Below are 19,744 nucleotides of genomic sequence, written 5' to 3'. Positions count from 1 at the left end.
TTGAGGAGGCTGTCATGTATGCTCAGATGGTGAAATCCGAGGCGACCAACGACGACCCCGAGAAGCTGGCCGCCTTTCAGGCGCGCATCGACGCGGGTGAAAAGATCGAGCCCAAGGACTGGATGCCCGAAGGCTACCGCAAGACGCTGATCCGCCAGATCGGCCAGCACGCGCATTCCGAGGTGGTCGGCCAACTGCCCGAGGGCAACTGGATCACCCGCGCACCGACGCTGGAGCGCAAGGCGATCCTGCTGGCCAAGGTGCAGGACGAGGCGGGGCACGGGCTCTATCTCTATTGCGCGGCGGAAACGCTGGGCGTATCGCGCGACGACCTGACCGAACAGCTGCTGTCCGGCCGCATGAAGTATTCGTCGATCTTCAATTATCCGACGCTGAACTGGGCCGATATCGGCGCCGTTGGCTGGCTGGTCGATGGCGCGGCGATCATGAACCAGGTGCCGCTGCAACGCACCTCGTTCGGGCCCTACAGCCGGGCGATGATCCGCATCTGCAAGGAAGAGAGCTTTCACCAGCGTCAGGGCTACGACCTGATCCGCGTGATGGCGCAAGGCACGCCGGAACAGAAGGCGATGGCCCAGGATGCGCTGAACCGCTTCTGGTATCCCAGCCTGATGATGTTCGGCCCCTCGGACAAGGACAGCGTGCACTCGGCGCAGTCGATGGCCTGGAAGATCAAGATCAACACCAACGACGAGCTGCGCCAGAAATTCGTCGATCAGACGGTGCCCCAGGCGCATTACCTGGGCCTGACGATCCCCGACGAGGCGCTGGCCTGGAACGAGGAAAAGGGTGGCTGGGACTTCAGCGAACCGGACTGGTCCGAGTTCTACGAGGTGCTGAAGGGCAACGGTCCGTGCAACGCCGACCGGATGGAAGCCCGGCAAAAGGCCTGGGCCGACGGCGCATGGTTCCGTGACGGACTGATGGCCCACGCCCGCAAGGCCGCCGCGCGCCGCGTGGCCGCCGAATAGGCGGGGGGATCTCACCCCCCGCCCCTCCCGCCGAGAGTATTCAACGCAAGATGAAAGGGCCTGGTCCATGTCCAACGAATGGCCGCTTTGGGAAGTCTTCATCCGGGGTCAGCACGGGCTGAACCATCGTCACGTCGGCAGTCTGCACGCCCCTGACGCCGAACTGGCGATCCGCCACGCGCGTGACGTCTACACCCGCCGCAACGAAGGGGTGTCGATCTGGGTCGTCAAATCGGGCGACATCACGGCCTCGGCCCCGTCCGACAAGGGCCCCCTGTTCGAACCCTCGAACGCCAAGGTCTATCGCCATCCGACGTTCTACGACATTCCCGACGAAGTGGGGCATATGTGATGCCCGCGATGTCCGACATGATGACGCCCGATGCCGCGGAACTCGCGCGCAAGGCGGGCGGCACGGGGCGCGCGCCGCTTGCGGCGGGCTCGCCCGAGCATGACCTGTTCACCGGCCTGACGCGGCTGGGCGACAACACGCTGATCCTGGGGCACCGGGTGTCCGAATGGTGCGGCCACGCGCCGATCCTGGAAGAGGACATCGCGCTGGCCAACATGGCGCTGGACCTGATCGGACAGACGCAGCTCTGGCTGGGTCTTGCCGGCGAGGTCGAGGGCCAGGGCCGCGACGCCGACACGCTGGCCTTTCGCCGGGATGCCTGGGATTTCCGCAACCTGCTGCTGGTCGAACGCCCGAACGGCGATTTCGGCGTGACGCTGATGCGCCAATTCCTGTTCGACGCCTGGCACCAGCCGATGCTGAAGGCGCTCGAGGGGTCGAACGATGCGCGCATCGCCGAGATCGCCGCAAAGGCCGGCAAGGAAGTGGCCTATCACATCGAACGTTCGGCCGATCTGGTGATCCGCCTGGGCGACGGAACCGACGAAAGCCACGCCAGGATGCAGGCCGCGCTCGAGGCGCTTTGGGGCTACACGGGCGAGATGTTCCTGGGCGACGCCACCGACGCGCGCCTGGCCCAGGCCGGGATCATGCCCGCGCCCGAAAGCCTGCGCGCGGGTTGGGACGATGTCGTGGGCGCGGTGCTGACCGAGGCCACGCTGACCCGCCCGTCCAGCGATTTCGCCCACAAGGGCGGAAAGCAGGGCCGCCACAGCGAGCATTTGGGGCATCTCCTGTCCGCCATGCAATGGCTGCAACGCGCCTATCCCGACGCGCGGTGGTGATGCGATGGGCGTGCCGCTGGAACAGGTCTGGTCCTGGCTGGGCGAGGTCCCCGACCCCGAGATCCCGGTCATCAGTCTGACCGATCTGGGGATCATCCGCGATGTCGCCTATGACGGCGAGACATTGGTGGTCACCGTCACACCCACCTATTCCGGCTGCCCCGCGACCAGTGTCATCAACCTGGAGATCGAGCGCAAGCTACGCGCCGAAGGCGTCGCTGACCTGCGGTTGGAACGGCGGCTGAGCCCGGCCTGGACATCCGACTGGATCAAGCCCGCGGCCCGCGACGCGCTCAGGCTCTACGGGATCGCGCCGCCGATCGACGGCACCGCCGCCGACGGCGTGCTGGCGGGGCGGATCGCGCGCTTGACCGAGGGCGGCAGCAACCTGGCGGTGCCCTGCCCGCGCTGCGGCTCGACCCATACGGAAAAGGTCAGCCAGTTCGGCTCGACCCCCTGCAAGGCGGCGTATCGCTGCGCCGATTGCCTGGAACCCTTCGACTATTTCAAATGCATCTGAGGTGCTGACATGGCCCGATTCCTGCCCCTCGACGTGATCGACGTGCACAAGGACACCCGCGACGCAGTTGTCGTCACCCTGCGCCCCCGCCCTGAGGACGCCGCGCGATTTTCCTTTACCCAAGGTCAGTATCTGACCTTTCGCCGCGACTTTGACGGCGAGGAGCTGCGCCGATCCTATTCGATCTGCGCGGGCCTGGACGAGGGCCTGTTGAAGGTCGGCATCAAGCGTGTCGATGGCGGCGCCTTCAGCACCTGGGCAAACGAGAATCTCGCCCCCGGCGCGGTGCTGGAAGCGATGCCGCCGATGGGCAATTTCCACACGGCCCTCGATGCCGGGGCGGCGCGGCACTATCTGGGATTTGCCGGCGGATCGGGCATCACGCCGGTGCTGTCGATCCTGAAAACCGTGCTGACGCGCGAGCCCAGGTCGCGCTTCACGCTGGTCTATGCGAACAAGCAGATCAATTCGATCATGTTCCGCGAGGAACTGGAGGATCTGAAGAACCTGTATCTGGGCCGGCTGTCGGTGATCCATGTGCTCGAGGCCGAAGGGCAGGAGATCGAGCTGTTCACCGGGCTGGTGGACGAAGGCAAGCTGACCGCCCTGTTCACCCATTGGGTGGATGCCGCCGATGTGGACACGGCCTTCATCTGCGGGCCGGAACCGATGATGCTGACCATCGCGCGCAGCCTGAAGGCGCACGGTCTCACCGATGCCCAGATCAAGTTCGAGCTGTTCGCCTCGGGCCAGCCGGGGCGCGCGAAACAAAAGGCCGTCAGCCGCACCGCCGACACCGGCGATGCCTGCGAGGCGACGGTCACGCTGGACGGCGCGACCCGAACCTTCCGGATGCCCAAGACCGGCGAAAGCCTGCTGGACGCGGCATTGGCGAACAAGCTGGACGCACCCTATGCCTGCAAGGCGGGGGTCTGTTCGACCTGCCGCGCCAAGGTGCTGGAAGGCGACGTCGAGATGCACACCAATCACGCGCTGGAGGATTACGAGGTCAACCAGGGCTATGTGCTGACCTGCCAGTGCTACCCGCTGAGCGACCGCGTGGTCGTCAGCTACGATCAATGAGGGCCCCGTCATGACCGACATGAGCATCGAGGACTATCTCGCCCACGGCGGCAAGCTGACCTCGCCGGGCAATGTGCCGGCGCGCTATCGCGGCGAGTTGCTGCGGTTGATGGCCAGTTTCGTGGACAGCGAACTGGCGGCCTCGGCCGGGTTCGCGGCCGCGATCAATGACGCCCCCGGCATCAAGAGCCGTATTGCCGCCGCGCGCATCACGCTGGAAAAGGCCGACCACGCCGAACGGGTGCTGGCGGTGATGGCCGATTTCGGCGTCGATTCGGACCGCTACGAGGGGGTGCACCCCTGGGCTGCGCGTCTGCCGCGCGACACCGACATCGGCGCCAGCCGGCAAGAAGGCGACATGCGGCTTTCGGTGTTCCGCTACCCGCTGACCGGCTGGGTCGATGCGGTGGTGATGAACGTGTTGCAGGGCCAGGCCGCAAGGCTGCAACTGGCCGAAATGGCGCAGGTCTCGTATCAGCCGCTGGCCGAGGTGTTCCGCGCCATCGCCCCGGTCGAGGGGCGCCATGCCGAACTGGGGATCGAGGGGCTGACGCAGATCGCCCGGACCGAGGCCGGGCGCGAAGCCGCGCGCAGTTCGATCGCCTATTGGCATCCGCGCGTGGCGGCGGGCTTTGGCGCCGCCAATTCCGCGCGCTACGAACGGCTGGCCCGCCTGGGGCTGCGCCACCGCACCAACGAGGCGATGCTGGCCGATTGGCAAACCGCCGTCCGGGCGATCGTCGCCGATCTCTCGCTGAACTGACCCGACCGCTGATCCTGAAAGGAGCCGACATGACGGCCCAGACCCCCTATGCCCTGAAAAGCTACATCTGCGGTGAATGGAAAGCGGGCGCGCGCGACGGTATCGTCCTGCGCGACGCGGGCACCGGCGCGGCGGTGGCCACCATCGACGCCTCGGGGCTGGACATGGCCGAGGCGCTGGAATTCGGGCGCCGCGCGGGTGGCGCGCTCAGGGCGATGACGTTCCACCAGCGGGCCGAGATGTTGAAGGCCCTGGGCAAGGCGCTGACCGACCACAAGGACGCGTTCCACGCGCTGTCGCTGGCCACCGGCGCCACCCCGCGCGACGGGATGGTGGATATCGAGGGCGGCATTCACACGCTGTTCAGCTACTCGGGGCAGGGGCGACGCGAATTGCCCAACACCCGCGTGCTGGTCGAGGGCAACGTGGAACCCCTGTCCAAGGACGGCAGCTTTGCCGCCCAGCACATCCTGTCACCCTTGCAGGGCGTCGCGGTGCACATCAACGCGTTCAACTTTCCCGTCTGGGGGATGCTGGAAAAGCTTTCGCCGACGCTGCTGGCGGGGATGCCCGCGATCATCAAGCCGGCCTCGCAGACCGCGTATCTGACCGAACTGGTGGTGCGCCGGATCATCGAGACCGGGCTTTTGCCCGACGGCGCGCTGCAACTGATCTGCGGTTCGACCGGCGACCTGCTGGACCATGTGACGGGTCAGGACGTGGTCACCTTTACCGGGTCGGCCAGCACCGGGCGGATGCTGAAATCCGGGCGCGCGATCGTCGAGAATTCGGTGCGCTTCACGATGGAGGCGGACAGTCTCAATGCCAGCGTTCTGGGCCCCGATGCGGTGCCGGGCACGCCGGAATTCGACCTGTTCGTGAAAGAGGTCACGCGCGAGATGACGGTCAAGGCGGGGCAGAAATGCACCGCCATCCGCCGCGTTCTGGTGCCCCGCGGGCAGGAACAGGCGGTCATCGCCGCGCTGGGCGCGGAGCTGGGCAAGACGGGCGTGGGACTGCCGGGCGACGCGGGCACGCGCATGGGCGCGCTGGCCTCGATGGCGCAGCGCGACGAGGTGCGGGCGCGAATCCGCGATCTTCAGGCGGATGCCGAGATCGTCGTGGGCAACCCCGACGCGGTCACGCTGACCTCGGGCGATCCCGACGCCGGCGCGTTCCTGAACCCGGTGGTGCTGTTTTGCGACAAGCCCAGCGTGGCCCGCGCGGTGCATGATGTCGAGGCCTTCGGACCGGTCAGCACCGTGATGCCCTATGACGACCTCGACGAGGCAATTGCGCTGACACAGCGCGGCAAGGGCTCGCTCGCGGCCTCGGTGTTCACCGATTCGGCCGTGGTGGCGGAACGGGCCGTGCTGGGCATGGCGCCGTTCCACGGGCGCATCCTGATCGGCAACCGCGCCAGCGCGGCCACCAGCACCGGCCACGGGGCACCGCTGCCCAACCTGGTGCACGGCGGCCCGGGCCGCGCCGGCGGTGGCGAGGAAATGGGCGGGATTCGCGGCGTGAAACACTTCATGCAGCGCACCGCCGTGCAGGGCACCCCGCGCCTGCTGAGCGCCGTCACCGGGCGTTGGCAGCCCGGCGCGCCGGTGCGCGAGGATGTGCACCCGTTCCGCAAATCGCTGGAGGATCTGCGCGTGGGCGACCGGATCGTCACTGCGACCCGCACGGTCACGCTGGACGACATCGAACATTTCGCCCATTTCACCGGCGACACCTTCTATGCCCATATGGACGAGGACGCGGCGCGCGCGAATCCGTTCTTTGACGGGCGTGTGGCGCATGGGTATCTGATCGTCAGCTTTGCCGCGGGCCTGTTCGTGCAACCCGACCCCGGGCCGGTTCTGGCGAATTACGGCGTCGACAACCTGCGGTTCCTGACGCCGGTGAACCCGGGCGATACGCTGGGCGTGGAGCTGACCTGCAAGGAGATCAACCCGCGCGAAAATGCCGAGCACGGCGAGGTGCGGTGGGATTGCAAGGTCAGCAACCAGAATGGCGCGGTCGTGGCGCAGTATGACGTGCTCACCATGGTGGCGAAGCACTGGCCGATGTGAGCAGGCGTCGGGGGGCTGCCGCCCCCCGACCCCCCCGCCCAAAGGGGGTTTTCCACCCCCTTTGGATACCCCCGAGGATATTTCCGGCACAAAGAAGGGGGGCGTCAGGCCTCGGGCATGAAGCTGGTGAATTTGGCTTGCTGGGCGATCAGGACAGCCTGCGTTCGGCTTTGCACGCCCAGTTTGCGCATGATCGCGGTGACGTGGGCCTTGACCGTGGTTTCCGCGATCGACAGTTCCCAGGCAATCTGCTTGTTCAGGCGGCCCTGGCACAGCAGGTCCAGGATACGCGCCTGCTGACGGGTCAGTTGCGTCAGCCGGGCGACCGAGGTTTCGGTCCCCGCCTCGGTTTCGTCGCCCAGACCGTCGGGTCGCCAGCAGTCGCCGCGGCCCAGCGCGTCGAGCGCGGCGCGAAACGCCTCGCGGCCGGAATGCTTGGGGACGAAGCCCGCCGCGCCCGCCGCCAGCGCCGCCCGCACAAGGCGCGGTTCGGCCATCGACGAGACCACCAGAACCGGCAGGTCGGGTTGCCCCGCGCGCAGCCGGATCAGGCCGTCCAGACCTTCGACATCGGGCAGGTCCAGGTCCAGCAGCACCAGGTCCGGCCGGGGCGCCGTTTCGAACCGCTCGAGCGCGGCCGCCAGCGAGTGCGCGCAATCCACATCCGCCACGCCGGCGATTCCGCGCAGCGTCAGTGCCAGCGCGTCGCAAAACAGCGGGTGGTCATCGACGATCAGCGCGCGGGCGAATGTAGCGGACATGGCGGGGCCTCCTGAGCGGGTTCAGGATACCAGCCCGGGCGGTGGCACGGAACAGGGCGGCCATGCGACCAAGGTCTCACAGACCAAAGGCGGCTTTCACGCGCCCCCGGGTCTGGCGTATTCTCGCCGTCGCGACCGGAGGAGGATACGCATGGAACTGACGGATACCCGCCTGATCGACGCCGCGCCCGCCGTGGTCTGGGCCGCGTTGCTGGATGCCGAGGTGCTGAAAGAGGCCGTCCCGGGCTGTGAATCGCTGAGCGGATCGGTGGCCGGGGGTTATGAGGCTGTCGTCGTCCAGAAGGTCGGCCCGGTCAAGGCGCGGTTTACCGGCGTCGTCACCTTTTCCGACGTGATCGAGGGCCAGAGCCTGACCCTGACCGGCGAGGGCAAGGGCGGCGCGGCGGGCTTTGCCAAGGGTTCGGCGCACGTGACGCTGACGCCCGAGGGCAGCGGCACGACCTTGTCCTATCAGGTCGAGGCCAAGGTCGGCGGCAAGCTGGCGCAACTGGGCAGCCGCATCATCGACGGGTTCGCGCGCAAGATGGCGGACGATTTCTTCGAGCGCTTTGCCGAGGCGGTCGAGGGACCCAAAGAGGCCGATGCCGAAACCGACGCGGGCGTGGACGCGGACACCGACGCCGGCAAGAAGAAGGGCTGGTTCAAGCGGATGCTGGGCGGCGACTAAAGCCCGGCCAGCGGGTCGGGGCCGATCACCATCGGGTGCAGCCACAGCAGCAGCGCCCAGACCAGGACCCCGGCCACCGCCTCGGGCAGCGCGAATCGCCCGGGACGCCATCGCCCGGTGAGCAGCGGCGCCAGCGGGATCAGCGAGGTGTTCCGCGCCAGGCGGTGCCAGTCGGGCAGCGTGCGCCGCTTGCGTCGGTCGATGGCGGCCATGCCCAGCAGCGCAAACACCCCCATCGGCCCGAACAGCAGGACATGCGCCAGATCGCCGTTGGCGATCAGATGCGCCAGCGCCCACAGCGCCAGCGCCAGCAACAGCGGGTGGCGATGGATCCCGGCGATGCCAGGATGCTCGGGGTCGAACGGCGCCCCGCGTGACCCGAAAGACAGGGGGTTCACCCCGCCCAGCGCCCCCGCGCCCAGCAGCGATGCCGCCAGCATCAGCCCCAGCGCCAGCCAGACCTGCCAGCGACCCGGCGGCCAGAGCGGCACAAAGGGTGCGCGCCCGGCGGCAACGATCACCCATGCCAGCAACCCGATCGACAGCGCCGAATAGAGCAGACCGAACCCGGCATGACCCAGCCGCGCCACCAGCGCCGATTTCCACGCTGGCCGGGCGGTCAGCGCATGCGACCCGATGAAGACCAGCATGGCCCCCGCGAATTCGCTCCATTCCGCCATGATGTGCCCCCGCGCGATTGACCTGCCGCCAGTTTCCCCGACAATGCCCGGGAACCCAAGAGGACAGGTATGACAAAGATCCTTCCCGGCCCCGATGGCCAGCCGCGCTGCGCCTGGTGCGTGGCGACCGACCAATATGTCACCTATCACGATCACGACTGGGGCTATCCCGTGGCGGATGATCGCAGGCTGTTCGAAAAGCTGTGCCTGGAATCGTTTCAATCCGGCCTGAGCTGGCGCACCATCCTGGAAAAGCGCGAGAATTTCCGGACTGCCTTTGCCGGGTTCGATCCGGAGCAGGTGGCGGCCTTTACCGAGAGCGATGTCGCGCGGCTGCTGGCGGACGCGGGAATCGTGCGCCATCGCGGCAAGATCGAGGCCACCGTCAACAACGCCCGGCGGATGCTGGAACTGGTCGCCGAAACGGGCTCGCTCGCCGCGCATGTCTGGAGCTTCGAACCCGAGGAGCCCCCCGAACACGGCGCGGCGATCTCGCCGGCATCGCTGGCGCTGTCGCGGGACCTGAAGAAACGGGGCTGGAAATTCGTCGGGCCAACGACGGTGCACGCCTTCATGCAGGCCATGGGGCTGATCAACGACCACGCCGAGGGCTGCGCGCAGCGGGCCCGGGCGGCGGCACTGCGGGCCGGGTTCGTCCCGCCGGGACGGGCGTGATGAGCCCCGCCTATGCCGCGCTGATCGCCCGGGCGCGCCCTCGGTCCCAGCTTTGGCGCACGGTGCTGGGCTTTGGCCTGATCGTGGCCACCTATGGGCTGTGGATGGTCGCGATCGGTGTCGGGCTGTGGCTTCTGGGCGGTCTTGACGGGCTGGAATCGCATCTGGCGCGGATGGCGCGGGCCGCCGATCCCGGCGCTGTGGTGCTGATGCTGGCCAGCTTTGCGGGGGCTTGGCTGGGCGTCTGGTGGGTGCTGCGGGTTCTGCATGGGCGCGGTCTGGCCAGCGCGACCGGCCGCCCGGCGCTGGTGCTGCGCGATTTCGTGGCCGGCGTCGCGATCCTGACCCTGGTCGGGGGGGCGCTGACCCTGGCGATGCTGCCGGTCCTGCCGGCGCTGGAGCTGAACCTGCCGCCGCAGGAGTGGGCGCGCTGGTTGCCGGTGGCGGTGCTGGGGCTGCTGATTCAGACCGGGGCCGAGGAACTGGTGTTTCGCGGCTATGTTCAGGGCCAACTGGCGGCGCGCTTTGGCCGCCCGCTGATCTACCTGACGGTGCCGACGATCCTGTTCGGCCTGGCGCATTACGGCTCGGCCTCGGGGGGGGACCTTTGGCTGATGGTGCTGGCGGCCGGGCTGTTCGGGCTGGTCGCCTCGGATCTGACGGCGCGCACGGGGTCGCTGGGCCTGGCCTGGGGGCTGCATTTCGCCAACAACGCGATGGCGATCTTGGTGCTGAGCCTGTCGAACACGCTGACCGGGCTGGCGCTGTTCCGGGTTCGGGGCGGGCCGGTGCCCGACACGATGCTCAGACCTCTGATGCTGGCCGACATGGCGGTCCTGGCGCTGGTCTGGCTGGCCTGCGTTGCCTGGCTGCGCCGCCGCTGATGTTGCATTCGCGGCGCGCGGGGCTTATCTGGGTCGCGCGATCACGGTCGCGCCAACCTCGGGGGCTTCGATGAACTGGATCACCAACTATGTCCGGCCGACGATCAACTCGTTGTTCTCGCGCCGCGAGGTGCCCGAGAACCTGTGGTCGAAATGCCCCGAGTGCGGCACGATGCTGTTTCACCGCGAGTTGACGGACAATCTGCAGGTCTGCACCGGCTGCAACCATCACATGGCGATCAGCCCGCGCGCGCGCTTCGCGGCGCTGTTCGATGGCGGTGTGTTCGCCGAGGTGGCAGTGCCCGATCCGGTCGCCGATCCCTTGCAATTCCGCGACCAGAAGAAATACCCCGAACGGCTGAAGGCCGCGCAAAAGGCAACCGGCGAACGGGAAGCGATGCTGGTCGCCGAGGGCGAGATCGGCCGCACTCCGGTCGTCTGCGCGGCGCAGGATTTCAGCTTCATGGGCGGGTCCATGGGGATGTTCGTCGGAAACGCCCTGATCGCCGCTTGCGAACGCGCCATCGAGCGCCGCGCGCCGCTGATCGTCTTTGCCGCCGCCGGCGGGGCGCGGATGCAGGAGGGGATCCTGTCGCTGATGCAGATGCCGCGCACCACGGTCGCCCTGCAAATGCTGAAAGAGGCCGGACTGCCCTATATCTGCGTGCTGACCCATCCGACCACGGGCGGCGTCACCGCCAGCTATGCGATGCTGGGCGACATCCAGATCGCCGAGCCGAACGCACTGATCTGCTTTGCCGGCCCCCGGGTCATCGAACAGACCATCCGCGAGAAACTGCCCGAAGGGTTCCAGCGCGCCGAATATCTGCTGGACCACGGGATGCTGGACCGCGTGACCCATCGAAAGCAGATGCGCGACGAACTGATCGTGATCACGCGGATGCTGCTGGGCCTGCCGCCTGCGGTCCAGGGCGAACTGCCCGCGCCGGACCCTGAGACCGCGCCGGCCGCCGCCGCGCCGGCCGCCCCGGAAAAGACCCAGGACCCGGCCAAGCCAAAGCCCGAGTCGAAAAAGAAGTAAGCCCGTTTCCCCGTCCCTCTGACAGCGGCCTTTCGATCGTGACCAGCCCCAATTCCGACGCCATCCTCCAGCGGATGATGGCGCTGCACCCCAAGATCATCGACCTCACGCTGGATCGCGTGTGGTCGCTTCTCGATGCGCTGGGCAATCCCCAGAACGCGCTTCCGCCGGTGATCCACGTCGCCGGCACCAATGGAAAGGGCTCGACCCAGGCGATGATTCGCGCCGGGCTCGAGGCCGAGGGCAAGCGCGTTCACGCCTATACCTCGCCGCATCTGGCACGGTTTCACGAACGGATCCGGGTGGCGGGCACGCTGATCTCGGAACCCGCGCTGACAGCACTGCTGGACGAATGCTACGCGAAGAATGGCGGCGCGCCGATCACCTTCTTCGAGATCACCACCTGCGCGGCGATCCTGGCCTTTGCGCGGACCCCGGCCGATTACCTGCTGCTCGAAGTGGGGCTGGGCGGGCGGCTGGATGCGACGAATGTCGTCGAGAAACCCGCGCTGACGATCATCACCCCGGTGTCCATCGACCACCAGCAGTATCTGGGCGAGACACTGGCCGAGATCGCGGGCGAAAAGGCGGGGATCATGAAACGCGGGGTGCCCTGCGTCGTCGGCCCGCAACGCGAAGCCGCGCTGGAGGTCATCGAGGCCCGTGCCGCGCGACTGGGGGCGCCGCTGATCGCCTCGGGCCAGCAGTGGACCGCCCGCGAAGAGCGGGGCCGGCTGGTGTTCGAGGACGAGCGCGGGCTTGTGGACCTGCCGCTGCCGAACCTGCCGGGGGTGCATCAGATCGAGAACGCCGGCGCCGCGCTGGCCGCGCTCAGAACGCTGGGTTTCGGGGAAACGGCCTGCGAGGCGGCGGTGACGCGCGCCTTCTGGCCGGCGCGGATGCAGCGGCTGAAGGAAGGCCCGCTGGTCACCGCCGCGCCGGGCATCGAACTGTGGCTGGACGGGGGGCACAACCCGGCGGCTGGCGAGGCGATCGCGGCGACGCTGGACCGGCTGCCGCCGCGACCGACCCGGCTGATCTGCGGGATGTTGAACACAAAGGACGTTGTGGGGTTCATGCGCCCGCTGGCCGGTCACGCGCAGACGCTGTCCGCGGTTTCCATCCCGGGCGAGTCAAACACGCTCAGCGCCGACGAGACCGCCACCGCGGCGCGCGCTGCGGGGTTGCAGGCGGACACGGCCGACACGGTCCTTGCGGCGCTGGAGACCATCGCCCGAACGACCCCCGAAGCGCGGGTGCTGATCTGCGGCTCGCTGTATCTGGCGGGTTCGATCCTGCGCGAAAACGGGTAAGCGGGGGGGTTTCGCCCTCGGCCGGCGGCCTTCCAGGCCGCAGCCCTCGGGCGACCCGGCGCGGCGCGGACGCGCGCCGCGCGGCAGGGGGGCTGTCTGCCCCCCTCTTCGCGTGCCGCGAATTCACCCCCCGAGGATATTTCCGGCACAAAGAAGGGGCGGGCGAAATGCGACCTTGTCGGCGTCGCTGGCGAGAGCGACAGCGGCGGTTGGATCGGTTGGGCTGACGGACAGGAGGCCCCCCGATGTTCGAACGCTCCATCCCCGAGTGGCTGCGGCACCCGCCCGCCGGCGCTGCCCGCAAACCGGGCGCGCGCGCCTTTGCCACGTTGTCGGGGATCGAGGCGATGATCCGGGGCACGCTGCTATCGGTGTTCCCGCTGGCGATGTATCGGGCGCTGGGCGACGCGGGGCATGTCTCGCGGGTGTATTTCGCGATCGGGCTGACGTCCTTGTGCGTGGGGTTGCTGCTGCCCTGGGTCAACAGGGCGATTCCGCGCCGCTGGCTGTATACGCTGGGCGCCAGCCTGTATCTGGTCGGCGGTCTGTGCGGCGCCGTGGGCGGGCTGATGATCGTGCCCGCGCTGGTTGCCTGCACGCTGGCGACGGTGACCTGCTTCATCTGCCTGAACGCCTATGTGCTGGACTATGTCGCCAAGAACGACCTGGGCCGCACCGAGACCCTGCGCATGTTCTATGGGGCGCTGTCCTGGACCGCCGGCCCGGTCAGCGGAGTCGCGCTGTATCGCCTGTGGGAGCCGATCCCGTTTCTGATGGCGGCGTGTTTCGCGCTGGTGCAGATCGCCGTCTTCTGGTGGCTGAGGCTGGGCAACGGCAAGCTGATCCAGAAGGCGCGCGGCACGGCGCCCAACCCGCTGGCCTTTCTGGGCCGGTTCTTTGCCCAGCCCCGGTTGATCGCGGGCTGGCTGTTCGCGGTGCTGCGGTCCTGCGGCTGGTGGGGCTATATCGTCTATCTGCCGATCTACGCCATCGAGAACGGGCTGAACGCCGAGTTGGGCGGCGTTCTGGTGTCGGTCACCAACGGGTTCCTGTTCGTCACGCCCCTGATGCTGCGCTGGGTGCAGCGACACAGCGTGCGGGTCGCGGTGCGCACCGGCTTTTTCTGCGCGGCCTGCGGGTTCCTGCTGGCGGCGGTCTCGCCGGTGCCGGTGCTGGCGGTGGCCTGCCTGTTCCTGGCGTCGGGGTTCCTGATCTTGCTGGACGTGTCGGGCGGGTTGCCCTTTCTGATGGCGGTGAAACCCAGTGAGCGCACGGAAATGGCCGCCGTCTATTCCAGCTTTCGCGACGTTTCGGGGATCATGACGCCGGGCGTCGGCGCGCTGGTGCTGATGGTCGCACCGATCCAGGGCATCTTTGGGGTGGTCGGACTGGGGATGGCGGCGATGTTCGTTCTGGCGTCGCGGTTGCATCCGATGCTGGGCGTGGCCCCGGCAGCGCGGGTGCGCCGCGGAACGGCCGGCCCGGTCTGAGCCGTCACGAAGGTTTGGTTTGGCCTGTCGCGTCGGGATGGGGTTAGTATCGTGCCACAACCCCGACGAAAGGAGCTTTGCCATGACTCACGGTCATTTCCGGCTGCTCGATGGTTTCCCCGCCGATACGCTGGCCTTTGAAGCCTCGGGCGAGATCGACCACGACGCCTATACCAGGGAACTGATCCCCGCGATCGAGGCGCGCATCGCCGCCGAGGGCAAGGTCAAGCTGCTCTATGTCCTGGGCGAGGATTTCGCCGGCTACACGCTGGGCGCGATGGTCCAGGACGCCAAGGTCGGGGTCGAACACCTGTCGAAATTCGCCCGCGTCGCTGTGGTCAGCGATGCCGGCTGGATCCGCAACGGCGTGCGGATGTTCGCGCCGCTGATGCCCTGCCCGGTGCGGACCTTTCCGCGGGCCGAACTGGAGGCCGCCAAGGCGTGGATCCAGGCGCGCGACGAACCGGCCGCTGGCCCCGGCATCGCTGCCAGCGGCACGCTGCCGCTGGCCGAGGACATGACCCCCGAGGCGGACTCGATGGTTCCGCCGCGGCGCTGAGCCCTAGCCCAGAAGACGGCGGGCGATGACCTGCGCCTGGATCTCGCCCGCGCCTTCGAAGATGTTGAGAATACGCGCGTCGCACAGGATGCGGCTGATCTGGTATTCCAGCGCGAACCCGTTGCCGCCATGGATTTGCAGCGCGTTGTCCGCCGCCGCCCAGGCCACGCGGGCGCCCAGCAGTTTCGCCATGCCGGCCTCGAGGTCGCAGCGTTTGTCGTGATCCTTTTGCCAGGCGCTGAAATAGGTCAGTTGCCGGGCGATCATGATCTCGACCGCCATCATCGCCAACTTGTCGGCGACACGCGGGAAGTCGATGATCGCGCGGCCGAATTGCTTGCGGTCCTCGGCGTATTGCATCCCGACCTCGAGCGCGTTCTGCGCCACGCCGATGGCGCGGGCCGCGGTCTGGATGCGGGCGCTTTCAAAGGTCTGCATGAGCTGCTTGAAACCCTTGCCCTCTTCGCCGCCCAGAAGGTTCTCGCCCTTCACCTTGAACCCGTCGAACCCCAGTTCGTATTCCTTCATCCCGCGGTAACCCAGGACTTCGATCTCGCCGCCCGTCATGCCGGGGGTGGGAAAGGGGTTCTCGTCGGTGCCGGGGGCCTTTTCGGCCAGGAACATCGACAGGCCGCGATAATCCGTGGTGTTCGGGTCGGTGCGCGCCAGCAGGGTCATGACATGGGTGCGCGCGGCGTGGGTGATCCAGGTCTTGTTGCCGGTCACCTCGTAATCGTCGCCCACCTTGACCGCGCGGGTCCGCAGGCTGCCCAGGTCAGAACCCGTGTTCGGTTCCGTGAACACGGCCGTCGGCAGGATCTCGGCCGAGGCGATCTTGGGCAACCATTCGGATTTCTGCGCGTCGGTGCCGCCGGCCAGGATCAGTTCGGCCGCGATTTCCGAGCGCGTGCCCAACGAGCCGACACCGATATAGCCGCGCGACAGTTCCTCGGACACGACGACCATCGAGGCCTTGGACAGCCCGAGGCCGCCCAGGTTCTCGGGGATGGTCAGGCCAAAGACACCCATGTCGGCCAGGTCCTCGATGATCTCCATCGGGATGAAATCGTCCTTGAGGTGCCAGTCATGCGCGAACGGCGCCACCTTTTCATCGGCAAAGCGGCGGAATTGGTCGCGGATCATCTCCAGCTCTTCGTCCAGGCCCGTCGCGCCAAAGGTCGCGCGGCCATGGTTCTGGCGCATCAGCGCGACCAGGCGGGCGCGCGCGGCGGGGCTGTTGCCCGACAAAACCGGCTGGTCCGCCAGTGACGCCAGATCGCCCGCCGCCAGCCCGATATCCGAGGGGCGCAGGATCTCGCCCTGGTTCATCGGAATGCCGCCCAGAATCTGTGCCAGATACTCGCCCGCGCCGATCTGCAACAGCAGGGCCTCGATCTCGCCAAAGGCGCCGGTGTCGGACAGCCGCGCGGCCCAGGCCGACATCTGGCGGATCGCCTCGACATAGGTGGCCAGCCAGGCCAACCCGTGCGCGGCGCGCTGGTTCGCGTCGATCAGCCCGCCCGAGACCTTGCCACCGGCGCTGACCATGGCCCGCACGCGGTCTGTCGCGGTGGCCAGCAGCGCGTCGAGCGGCGCCTGAAGCGCGGCGACACGGGTTTGCAGATCGTCCATCAGCGGGGCGGGGGCGGTCCGGTCCTGGCCGTCGTGGGGCATGGGAGACTCCTTTCGATACTGCCAAAGCGGATAGCGACTTCGCAGGTGCAGCGCAACAATAATTCAACTGCGCATCGGGTTTCGCAGGAATATGTCGCCGCCACTTTGCTGATGCAGCGCGTTTCTTAACCCGTTAAACAGGCTCGGAAATGGAGGATCCTCATGGAAAGCGTCATTGCCGGGTTGCCGTTGTGGGCCTTTGCGCTGGCCTGCCTGGTCACGTTGGCCGCGGGATTCGTCAAGGGTGCGGTCGGCTTTGCGATGCCGCTCATCATGATCGCGGTGCTGCCGTCCTTCATGCCCGTGCAGACCGCGCTGGCGGCCGTGATCCTGCCGGTGCTGGCGACAAACCTGCACCAGTCTCTCAGGCAAGGCGTGGTCGCGGCGGCGCAGTCGGGGCTGCGGTTCTGGCGCATCATCGTGATGACGATGACCGGCATCCTGATTACCGCGCCCTTTGTCGTGGTCCTGCCGCAGCAGGCGATGTTCCTGTTGCTGGGCATCGCGGTGCTGTTCTTTGCCGGACTGCAACTGAGCGGCTGGGCACCCGACATTCCGCCGCGCTGGAAAGCTCCGATCGAAATGGGCGCGGGCCTGATCGGCGGCCTGTATGGAGGGATCTCGGGCATCTGGGGCCCGCCGTCGATCGTCTATCTGCTGGCCGCCAAGGTCGAAAAGACCGAGATGATCCGCGTCATGTCGGTGATCTTCACCATGGGCGCGGTGGTGCTGACGATGGCGCATCTGCGCTCGGGCGTGCTGAACGCCCGGACGGCCGTGCTGTCGGCGGCGATGCTGGTGCCAGCCGGGCTGGGGATGGCGATGGGCTACCGGGTGCAGGACCGGCTGGACCCGGTGCGATTCAAACGCTGGATGCTGATCCTGCTGGCGCTGAGCGCGCTCAACCTGCTGCGCCGCGGCCTGATGGGTTAGCGGACAGCAAGGCACCACCCCGGCACAGCGACGCCAGGGCCGGCAGATCCTGCGCCGCGCGCACGGTAAAGGCCATGGTGAACAGCGTCTCGCCGCCGGCTTCGACCGAAAAGGTCCAGGTGCCCGGTTGCAGTTCCTCGGGCACGTCGAACTGGAAGAACGCGGTGTCGCCACCCCCCGCCAGCGCCATGCCGTCCCAATGCTGTTCGGTGATGCCCGACGGCGGGATCGGCGGGTGCGTCACCGTGTAGCGCGTCACCAGATCGGTGCCCGGCGCGATGGCGTAGCGCACACCAAAGCCCATCCCCAGCACCGCCGGGGCCTCGTTGCCCTCGGCGACCATGCGAACGGGTTCGTCGGGGACATGGATCCAGCCGGTCATGGTGTCGGGCGCGGGCCGGCGCCCGCCCTCGGGCGGGGCGCAGAACAGGCCGGCGGTCAGATCGGCGACGCGGGCCGAAACGGGGCCCACGACCTGCGCCAGGGCGGGCGCGCCGGTCAGCAGGACAGCCCCCGCGATCGCCAAGGTCCTGCACGCGCCCGACAGGCCGGGCGTGCGCGGTTCGTGGAAGGGCGCGGTGCGGCCCATCAACCGATTGCGGCGGCTTTCACGTCGTCGTCGATATAGGGCACATATTGCGCGAAATTCTCGCTGAACATGTGCACCAGCTTGCTCGCCTGGGCGTCATAGGCGGCCGGATCGGCCCAAGTGCGGCGCGGATCCAGCAGGGTTTCGTCCACGCCCGCGCACGAGACCGGCACCTCGAAACCGAAGTTGGGGTCCTTGCGGAACTCGCCGGCCGACAGCGTGCCGTTCATGGCCGCCGTCAGCAGGGCGCGGGTGGCCTTGATCGGCATCCGCTTGCCGGTGCCAAAGGCGCCGCCGGTCCAGCCGGTGTTCACCAGCCAGCATTCCGACCCGTATTCGGCGATCTTCTCTTGCAGCAGCTTGCCGTAGACCTCAGGCCGGCGCGGCATGAAGGGCGCGCCAAAGCAGGTCGAGAAGGTCGGCGTCGGTTCCACGACGCCGCGCTCGGTGCCCGGCGTCTTCGAGGTGAAGCCCGAAAGGAAGTGATACATCGCCTGCGCCGGCGTCAGACGCGCGATCGGCGGCAGCACGCCGTAAGCGTCACAGGTCAGCAGGATCACGTTCTTCGGATGCCCGCCCAAGCCGGTGCCCGAGGCGTTCGAGATCGCCTCGAGGGGATAGGCGCAGCGCATGTTCTCGGTCAGGCTGGCGTCCTGGAAATCCAGATCGAACGTCTCGGGGTTGTAGACCATGTTCTCGATCACGGTGCCGAAGCGCGTCGTCGTTCCGTAGATCTCGGGCTCGGCCTCGGCCGACAGGTTGATGGTCTTGGCGTAGCAGCCGCCCTCGAAGTTGAAGATGCCGTTGCCCGACCAGCCGTGTTCGTCATCGCCGATCAGCGTGCGCGAGGGGTCGGCCGAAAGCGTGGTCTTGCCAGTGCCCGACAGGCCAAAGAACACCGCCGAATTGGCGGGGTTGCCAATTTCGTGGTTGGCCGAGCAGTGCATCGCCATCACGCCCTTGCCGGGCAGGATGTAGTTCAGCAGCGTGAACACGGATTTCTTGTTCTCGCCGGCGTATTCGGTGTTGCCGATCAGGATCAGCTTGCGGTCAAAGTTCAGGGCGATCACGGTATCGCTGCGGCAGCCGTGGCGTTCCGGGTCGGCCTTGAACGACGGGCAGTTGATGATCGTCCATTCCGGCACGAAACTGTCCAGTTCCGCGCGCGAGGGGCGGCGCAGCAGGTGGCGGATGAAAAGCCCGTGCCATGCCAGTTCGGTGACCATGCGCACGTCCAGGCGATGCTCGGGGTCGGCGCCCCCGAACAGGTCCTGCACGAAATAGTCGCGACCTTTCATGTGGGCGAGCATGTCGTCATAGAGCCGGTCAAAGGCCGCCGGCTCCATCGGGCGGTTGTTGTCCCACCAGATGGTGTCTTCCACCGACGGGGTGCGCACCACATGTTTGTCCTTGGGCGAGCGGCCGGTGAACTTGCCGGTGGAAACCAGGAACGCCCCGCCCTGCCCCAGCGTGCCCTCGCCGCGCGCGATCGCGGCCTGCACCAGTGCCGGTTCCATCAGGTTGTAGGACACCGAGCCCAGCCCGGTAATGCCCTGGTCCTCAAGCCGTTGATTGGGGTTGACGCGTCCGGAAGTCATAGGCTCGCTCCTTGGCCATGCCGCTTGGCTCAGAATGAATAGTGCGCTCCGCCCCCTGCCTTGGGCGGGCTGCTGACCGGTCTCCTCAACCGTCACTTGGCCTATATCATGGCGATTTCGTGGAGGAACAGGACACATTTCCCCGTTTAGCGCCAACATCGTCCTGTTATCGCAAACTGTCGCAGCGGATCGGAAAACGCGGTCGCCTTAAGGGAATTCTTCACC

At 67.5% G+C, this 19,744-nt stretch carries 20 protein-coding genes; 15 read left to right on the top strand and 5 right to left on the bottom strand.

What is annotated here, in order from left to right; all coding sequences use genetic code 11:
• The first annotated feature begins 14 nt into the window (after window positions 1-14).
• The 7 genes from paaA to paaZ all read left to right on the top strand — a co-directional run bounded on the left by paaA (window position 15) and on the right by paaZ (window position 6,633).
• A complete protein-coding gene (gene paaA, locus H6900_04655) occupies window positions 15-992 on the top strand; it encodes a 1,2-phenylacetyl-CoA epoxidase subunit A (protein ID MCC0072564.1) in 978 nt (325 codons plus the stop codon).
• A 67-nt stretch (window positions 993-1,059) separates the two neighbouring features.
• On the top strand, window positions 1,060-1,344 hold the full coding sequence (paaB, locus tag H6900_04650; protein ID MCC0072563.1) for a 1,2-phenylacetyl-CoA epoxidase subunit B: 285 nt from the start codon (window positions 1,060-1,062) through the stop codon (window positions 1,342-1,344).
• Entirely contained in the window at window positions 1,344-2,189 is an 846-nt protein-coding gene (gene paaC / locus H6900_04645) for a phenylacetate-CoA oxygenase subunit PaaC (protein MCC0072562.1), read from the top strand. The genes paaB and paaC overlap by 1 nt, the downstream gene beginning before the upstream one ends.
• A gap of 4 nt (window positions 2,190-2,193) precedes the next feature.
• Window positions 2,194-2,709 (top strand): phenylacetate-CoA oxygenase subunit PaaJ, encoded by a 516-nt coding sequence (gene paaJ, locus H6900_04640; protein MCC0072561.1) that lies wholly within the window; start codon window positions 2,194-2,196, stop codon window positions 2,707-2,709.
• A gap of 9 nt (window positions 2,710-2,718) precedes the next feature.
• The gene (locus tag H6900_04635) at window positions 2,719-3,792 is read left to right on the top strand and encodes a 2Fe-2S iron-sulfur cluster binding domain-containing protein (protein MCC0072560.1); all 1,074 of its coding nucleotides are present in this window, start codon (window positions 2,719-2,721) and stop codon (window positions 3,790-3,792) included.
• A gap of 10 nt (window positions 3,793-3,802) precedes the next feature.
• Window positions 3,803-4,555 carry a phenylacetate-CoA oxygenase subunit PaaI gene (locus tag H6900_04630; protein MCC0072559.1) on the top strand — a complete coding sequence of 251 codons (753 nt, stop codon included), beginning with the start codon at window positions 3,803-3,805 and terminating at the stop codon, window positions 4,553-4,555.
• A gap of 29 nt (window positions 4,556-4,584) precedes the next feature.
• Window positions 4,585-6,633 carry a phenylacetic acid degradation bifunctional protein PaaZ gene (gene paaZ / locus H6900_04625; GenBank protein ID MCC0072558.1) on the top strand — a complete coding sequence of 683 codons (2,049 nt, stop codon included), beginning with the start codon at window positions 4,585-4,587 and terminating at the stop codon, window positions 6,631-6,633.
• Window positions 6,634-6,737: 104 nt separating this feature from the next.
• On the opposite strand, the gene H6900_04620 is transcribed toward paaZ, so the two are convergent.
• The gene (locus tag H6900_04620) at window positions 6,738-7,394 is read right to left on the bottom strand and encodes a response regulator transcription factor (GenBank protein MCC0072557.1); all 657 of its coding nucleotides are present in this window, start codon (window positions 7,392-7,394) and stop codon (window positions 6,738-6,740) included.
• A gap of 151 nt (window positions 7,395-7,545) precedes the next feature.
• Here H6900_04620 and H6900_04615 point away from each other — a divergent pair, with 151 nt between their 5' ends.
• Window positions 7,546-8,082: a carbon monoxide dehydrogenase subunit G gene (locus H6900_04615; GenBank protein MCC0072556.1), complete on the top strand. Its 537-nt coding sequence runs from the start codon at window positions 7,546-7,548 to the stop codon at window positions 8,080-8,082.
• On the opposite strand, the gene H6900_04610 is transcribed toward H6900_04615, so the two are convergent.
• Window positions 8,079-8,762: an NnrU family protein gene (locus H6900_04610; GenBank protein ID MCC0072555.1), complete on the bottom strand. Its 684-nt coding sequence runs from the start codon at window positions 8,760-8,762 to the stop codon at window positions 8,079-8,081. The two genes, H6900_04615 and H6900_04610, sit on opposite strands and share 4 nt — an antisense overlap.
• Window positions 8,763-8,831: 69 nt before the next feature.
• On the opposite strand from H6900_04610, the gene H6900_04605 reads away from it, so the two are divergent.
• The 6 genes from H6900_04605 to H6900_04580 all read left to right on the top strand — a co-directional run bounded on the left by H6900_04605 (window position 8,832) and on the right by H6900_04580 (window position 14,725).
• Window positions 8,832-9,437 (top strand): DNA-3-methyladenine glycosylase I, encoded by a 606-nt coding sequence (locus tag H6900_04605; protein ID MCC0072554.1) that lies wholly within the window; start codon window positions 8,832-8,834, stop codon window positions 9,435-9,437.
• Window positions 9,437-10,321: a CPBP family intramembrane metalloprotease gene (locus H6900_04600; GenBank protein MCC0072553.1), complete on the top strand. Its 885-nt coding sequence runs from the start codon at window positions 9,437-9,439 to the stop codon at window positions 10,319-10,321. Before H6900_04605 ends, H6900_04600 begins: the two co-directional genes overlap by 1 nt.
• A gap of 70 nt (window positions 10,322-10,391) precedes the next feature.
• Window positions 10,392-11,363 carry an acetyl-CoA carboxylase carboxyltransferase subunit beta gene (locus H6900_04595; protein MCC0072552.1) on the top strand — a complete coding sequence of 324 codons (972 nt, stop codon included), beginning with the start codon at window positions 10,392-10,394 and terminating at the stop codon, window positions 11,361-11,363.
• A 38-nt stretch (window positions 11,364-11,401) separates the two neighbouring features.
• Entirely contained in the window at window positions 11,402-12,676 is a 1,275-nt protein-coding gene (locus H6900_04590) for a bifunctional folylpolyglutamate synthase/dihydrofolate synthase (GenBank protein ID MCC0072551.1), read from the top strand.
• A 245-nt stretch (window positions 12,677-12,921) separates the two neighbouring features.
• Window positions 12,922-14,166 carry an MFS transporter gene (locus tag H6900_04585; protein MCC0072550.1) on the top strand — a complete coding sequence of 415 codons (1,245 nt, stop codon included), beginning with the start codon at window positions 12,922-12,924 and terminating at the stop codon, window positions 14,164-14,166.
• Window positions 14,167-14,248: 82 nt separating this feature from the next.
• The gene (locus tag H6900_04580; GenBank protein MCC0072549.1) at window positions 14,249-14,725 is read left to right on the top strand and encodes an STAS/SEC14 domain-containing protein; all 477 of its coding nucleotides are present in this window, start codon (window positions 14,249-14,251) and stop codon (window positions 14,723-14,725) included.
• Between the two features lie 3 nt (window positions 14,726-14,728).
• Here the strand turns inward: H6900_04580 and H6900_04575 are convergent, their stop codons facing one another.
• The gene (locus tag H6900_04575; GenBank protein ID MCC0072548.1) at window positions 14,729-16,399 is read right to left on the bottom strand and encodes an acyl-CoA/acyl-ACP dehydrogenase; all 1,671 of its coding nucleotides are present in this window, start codon (window positions 16,397-16,399) and stop codon (window positions 14,729-14,731) included.
• 162 nt (window positions 16,400-16,561) lie between these two features.
• Between H6900_04575 and H6900_04570 the strand changes: the two genes are divergently transcribed.
• Window positions 16,562-17,332, top strand: a complete 771-nt coding sequence (locus H6900_04570) for a sulfite exporter TauE/SafE family protein (protein ID MCC0072547.1) — start codon at window positions 16,562-16,564, stop codon at window positions 17,330-17,332.
• On the opposite strand, the gene H6900_04565 is transcribed toward H6900_04570, so the two are convergent.
• Both H6900_04565 and H6900_04560 read right to left on the bottom strand, forming a co-directional pair.
• Window positions 17,301-17,921: a DUF3859 domain-containing protein gene (locus H6900_04565; protein MCC0072546.1), complete on the bottom strand. Its 621-nt coding sequence runs from the start codon at window positions 17,919-17,921 to the stop codon at window positions 17,301-17,303. The genes H6900_04570 and H6900_04565 overlap by 32 nt on opposite strands.
• On the bottom strand, window positions 17,921-19,519 hold the full coding sequence (locus H6900_04560) for a phosphoenolpyruvate carboxykinase (protein MCC0072545.1): 1,599 nt from the start codon (window positions 19,517-19,519) through the stop codon (window positions 17,921-17,923). The genes H6900_04565 and H6900_04560 overlap by 1 nt, the downstream gene beginning before the upstream one ends.
• Window positions 19,520-19,744: the final 225 nt, after the last annotated feature.

It is taken from the genome of Rhodobacter sp. (assembly GCA_020637515.1).
Lineage (GTDB): Bacteria > Pseudomonadota > Alphaproteobacteria > Rhodobacterales > Rhodobacteraceae > Pararhodobacter.
This window is presented reverse-complemented; position numbering and strand designations above follow the sequence as displayed.

Bases quoted from the DNA above. Each gene is read 5' to 3' on its own strand.
- H6900_04635 (MCC0072560.1), top strand. From the start codon at position 2,719: ATGGCCCGATTCCTGCCCCTCGACGTGATCGACGTGCACAAGGACACC.
- paaJ (MCC0072561.1), top strand. From the start codon at position 2,194: ATGGGCGTGCCGCTGGAACAGGTCTGGTCCTGGCTGGGCGAGGTCCCC.
- paaC (MCC0072562.1), top strand. From the start codon at position 1,344: ATGCCCGCGATGTCCGACATGATGACGCCCGATGCCGCGGAACTCGCG.
- H6900_04600 (MCC0072553.1), top strand. From the start codon at position 9,437: ATGAGCCCCGCCTATGCCGCGCTGATCGCCCGGGCGCGCCCTCGGTCC.
- H6900_04620 (MCC0072557.1), bottom strand. From the start codon at position 7,394: ATGTCCGCTACATTCGCCCGCGCGCTGATCGTCGATGACCACCCGCTG.
- H6900_04565 (MCC0072546.1), bottom strand. From the start codon at position 17,921: ATGGGCCGCACCGCGCCCTTCCACGAACCGCGCACGCCCGGCCTGTCG.
- H6900_04560 (MCC0072545.1), bottom strand. From the start codon at position 19,519: ATGACTTCCGGACGCGTCAACCCCAATCAACGGCTTGAGGACCAGGGC.
- H6900_04585 (MCC0072550.1), top strand. From the start codon at position 12,922: ATGTTCGAACGCTCCATCCCCGAGTGGCTGCGGCACCCGCCCGCCGGC.
- H6900_04610 (MCC0072555.1), bottom strand. From the start codon at position 8,762: ATGGCGGAATGGAGCGAATTCGCGGGGGCCATGCTGGTCTTCATCGGG.
- H6900_04575 (MCC0072548.1), bottom strand. From the start codon at position 16,399: ATGCCCCACGACGGCCAGGACCGGACCGCCCCCGCCCCGCTGATGGAC.
- H6900_04570 (MCC0072547.1), top strand. From the start codon at position 16,562: ATGGAAAGCGTCATTGCCGGGTTGCCGTTGTGGGCCTTTGCGCTGGCC.
- H6900_04595 (MCC0072552.1), top strand. From the start codon at position 10,392: ATGAACTGGATCACCAACTATGTCCGGCCGACGATCAACTCGTTGTTC.
- paaB (MCC0072563.1), top strand. From the start codon at position 1,060: ATGTCCAACGAATGGCCGCTTTGGGAAGTCTTCATCCGGGGTCAGCAC.
- H6900_04605 (MCC0072554.1), top strand. From the start codon at position 8,832: ATGACAAAGATCCTTCCCGGCCCCGATGGCCAGCCGCGCTGCGCCTGG.
- paaZ (MCC0072558.1), top strand. From the start codon at position 4,585: ATGACGGCCCAGACCCCCTATGCCCTGAAAAGCTACATCTGCGGTGAA.
- paaA (MCC0072564.1), top strand. From the start codon at position 15: ATGTATGCTCAGATGGTGAAATCCGAGGCGACCAACGACGACCCCGAG.
- H6900_04580 (MCC0072549.1), top strand. From the start codon at position 14,249: ATGACTCACGGTCATTTCCGGCTGCTCGATGGTTTCCCCGCCGATACG.
- H6900_04615 (MCC0072556.1), top strand. From the start codon at position 7,546: ATGGAACTGACGGATACCCGCCTGATCGACGCCGCGCCCGCCGTGGTC.
- H6900_04630 (MCC0072559.1), top strand. From the start codon at position 3,803: ATGACCGACATGAGCATCGAGGACTATCTCGCCCACGGCGGCAAGCTG.